The 2657-nt window shown below is 40.6% G+C and carries 4 protein-coding genes; all 4 read left to right on the top strand.

The features are described 5' to 3' along the window. Positions 1 to 106 precede the first annotated feature (106 nt). A complete protein-coding gene (locus WBA23_RS02870; RefSeq protein ID WP_424580741.1) occupies positions 107 to 646 on the top strand; it encodes a cupin domain-containing protein in 540 nt (179 codons plus the stop codon). A gap of 191 nt (positions 647 to 837) precedes the next feature. Beyond that, a complete protein-coding gene (locus WBA23_RS02865) occupies positions 838 to 1092 on the top strand; it encodes a hypothetical protein (RefSeq protein WP_424580740.1) in 255 nt (84 codons plus the stop codon). 178 nt (positions 1093 to 1270) lie between these two features. After that, positions 1271 to 1909 (top strand): DUF937 domain-containing protein, encoded by a 639-nt coding sequence (locus tag WBA23_RS02860; RefSeq protein WP_424580739.1) that lies wholly within the window; start codon positions 1271 to 1273, stop codon positions 1907 to 1909. 439 nt (positions 1910 to 2348) lie between these two features. Continuing rightward, the coding region (locus tag WBA23_RS02855) for a c-type cytochrome (RefSeq protein ID WP_424580738.1) at positions 2349 to 2657 on the top strand (309 nt) is incomplete at its 3' end.

The following is a 2657-nucleotide window of genomic DNA, read 5'->3' as shown; positions in this document are numbered from 1 at the left end:
AGGGTAAAAGTTCCGGTATTCTAAGCAATTACCGAGTTTTTCACAATTTCCTTCTAGTAGGGGTCGCTATCTTGTCCATCGATACTAATCAAATACACATCGTACTATGGACAGAAAACAATTCATTAAAACCTCAGGACTAGGGCTAGGGATAGCTCTTACCTCACCAGTAGCCATTAATAAGAATGCCCCCCAAAAGGCAACTGCTACTCTAGAACCTAAAATTGTAAAAGAAGGAAGCGGGGAGGTACTCAACGTGGTTGGTGATGTACAAACTCACAAACTATTGGGTAGCGAAACAGATAACCAGATTGTAGAATGGGTGGATAATGTTGATCCAGGAGTAGGCATTCCGCCGCACGTGCACACGCTAGAAGATGAGATTTTTAGGGTAGTAAGGGGGGAAGTTGAGATTACCGTGGATGGTAAAGCTACGGTACTGAAAGAAGGGGATATTGCTTTTGCCCCTAAAAACGTGAGCCATTCCTGGAAAGTGGTTGGCACCAAGAAAGCTAAGATGATTACTAGTGCTTTTCCGGCTGGAATTGAGAAAATGTTTCGCGAGTTAGCCAAACTACCTCCCGGACCACCTGACTTTGAAAATGTAGCTAAAATCTGCGGTGATCACGGAATTACATTTGTATGATTGAAGGCTCAACATCTATGTAAGTAACCTGCTTAGCGTATTCCCTATTAAGGCTTTCAGGTTCTCGTATATTGTGCGATATTTATTAAAAAACGCGCTGATCTGATAATTTCAGCCTTACGACTGAACACTCTACCGAAAAACCACCGTTAGAAATAACTGACCGTCAAACATAAAGACTACGGCTTATTATGAGTTGGATTGTAATCGTTATTCCTGCGAGTTTCGACACATTTACCCTAGTGGGCCTGACGAACGTCTATAAAACCGAACGCGAGTGTTGGCAAACCCTAATTCGCGAGCAATTTCCGGTGTTAACAGCCTTACCTATGGCAAGTTTAAGTTCCTTGTTTGTCACACTGACTTTGAGAATTTCTATCAGAGAGATGGAGTTAGAAATTGCCGGACTCAAATTTAAAGGAGGTGCAGCTCCTATCGCCTTTTAGGTTTTCTACTTTCTAAGTATCGTCGTGTTTATCAATCTTCTTTGGCAAAGAGGTCTTTGAGCTAAGTTAGAATTATAAACAGTTAAATGCTTTCTTTGGTTACCCACTTAGCATTTTGCGCGAAAAGCCTTCTAAATTGAGTTTGGAAGATATTTTTTTAAACCTAACCAAGAAAAAAATGAGTGGAATCTTAGACTTACTACAATCTGAAACCGGTAGATCTATTGTAGATGGAGTATCACAATCAACAGGAACTGACCGAGCTAAAACGAATAATGCTTTAACAATGGCACTACCCGTGTTAATGAAAGCGATGGAGCGTAATGCTAAGAATGATCCCGATCAGGCCCAGAGCCTGATGAACGCATTAAGTAACAAGCACGATGGTAGTATCCTTGATAATTTAGGTAGTTTGTTTAACGGAGGTGTTGACGAACCTGTGAAAACGGATGGAGATAAAATCCTAGGTCATATCTTGGGCCCTAAGAAACAAGGGGTAGAAGAAGTTATTGGCCAAAAATCTGGTCTAAACTCAGCCCAGGTAGCCAATATTTTGAAAATAGCCGCTCCCATTCTCATGGGCATGCTTGGAAAAAAGGCCCGCCAAAAGAATGTGAATTCAAAAGGTGATCTAGGTGGCCTGTTAGAAGGAATGCTGGGTGGCAGTCAAACCCGAAGAGAGCAAGGGTTTTTAGAACAGGTATTAGATGCCAATGGCAACGGTAGCGTAGTTGACGATGTTGCCGGAATGGTATTAGGCGGTCGCAACAAAGGTGGTAATTTGGGTAACGTGTTAGGTGGTCTATTTGGAAGGTAAGTTTTACTAAAGCAGCTGCCTTTAAAAGAATTACTACACTGAACTTTAGGGCCAGCGGTAATATTCCTTTAATTCTTCTCCCTCTAGGAGAAACGTATAAAATTCAATTGCGACAAAAATAAATATAAGCTGCTGACTAATTATCAGCAGCTTTTTATATGTAAAGATATGAAGATTTGGATTGCATATTTTTAAAACGTTAGGCAATTTCTATCACGGTACTATTAGCATAAACAGTCGAGTGAATCAAAGTTGCATAATATCCGTTTACCTACCAGATTACTTCTCTGATTAGAGACTACAGCCAGTGTATTCTTACCAATACTGCAAAGCAATATTCCCCTCATCAGTATAAAATCTGTTTATAGATAATTTCTAGCAAACTACGGATATTGCCCGCCCTTTTGTATCTTTATACACTGCACTATTTAAATGAATTATGCCAAAATACGTTCTTTCTCTATCCGTTATTATTGCTTCTAGTCTATTCTTTCTGCTATCCTGTAACTCTTCTCAATCTCAAGAAGAATCTTCCCCAGAAGTAAGCTTTGTTCGCGATGAACTATCGGTACAGCACGGGCAGGAGTTGTTCAATCAGTATTGCGCAGCTTGCCACAATTTTCAGGAAACTAACATCGGTCCTAATTTAAGTGGGGTTACTACCGAAGTAGACAAAGATTGGCTTGTATCTTTTATCACCAATGCTCCAGAAATGATAGACGGTGGCGATGAACGGGCGCAGCAGCTA

Origin of the sequence: Tunicatimonas sp., from assembly GCF_049647865.1 — a bacterium.
Lineage (GTDB): Bacteria > Bacteroidota > Bacteroidia > Cytophagales > Cyclobacteriaceae > Tunicatimonas.
Note: the sequence above shows the minus strand (reverse complement) of the source record. Positions and strands in the feature narration are given on the sequence as shown.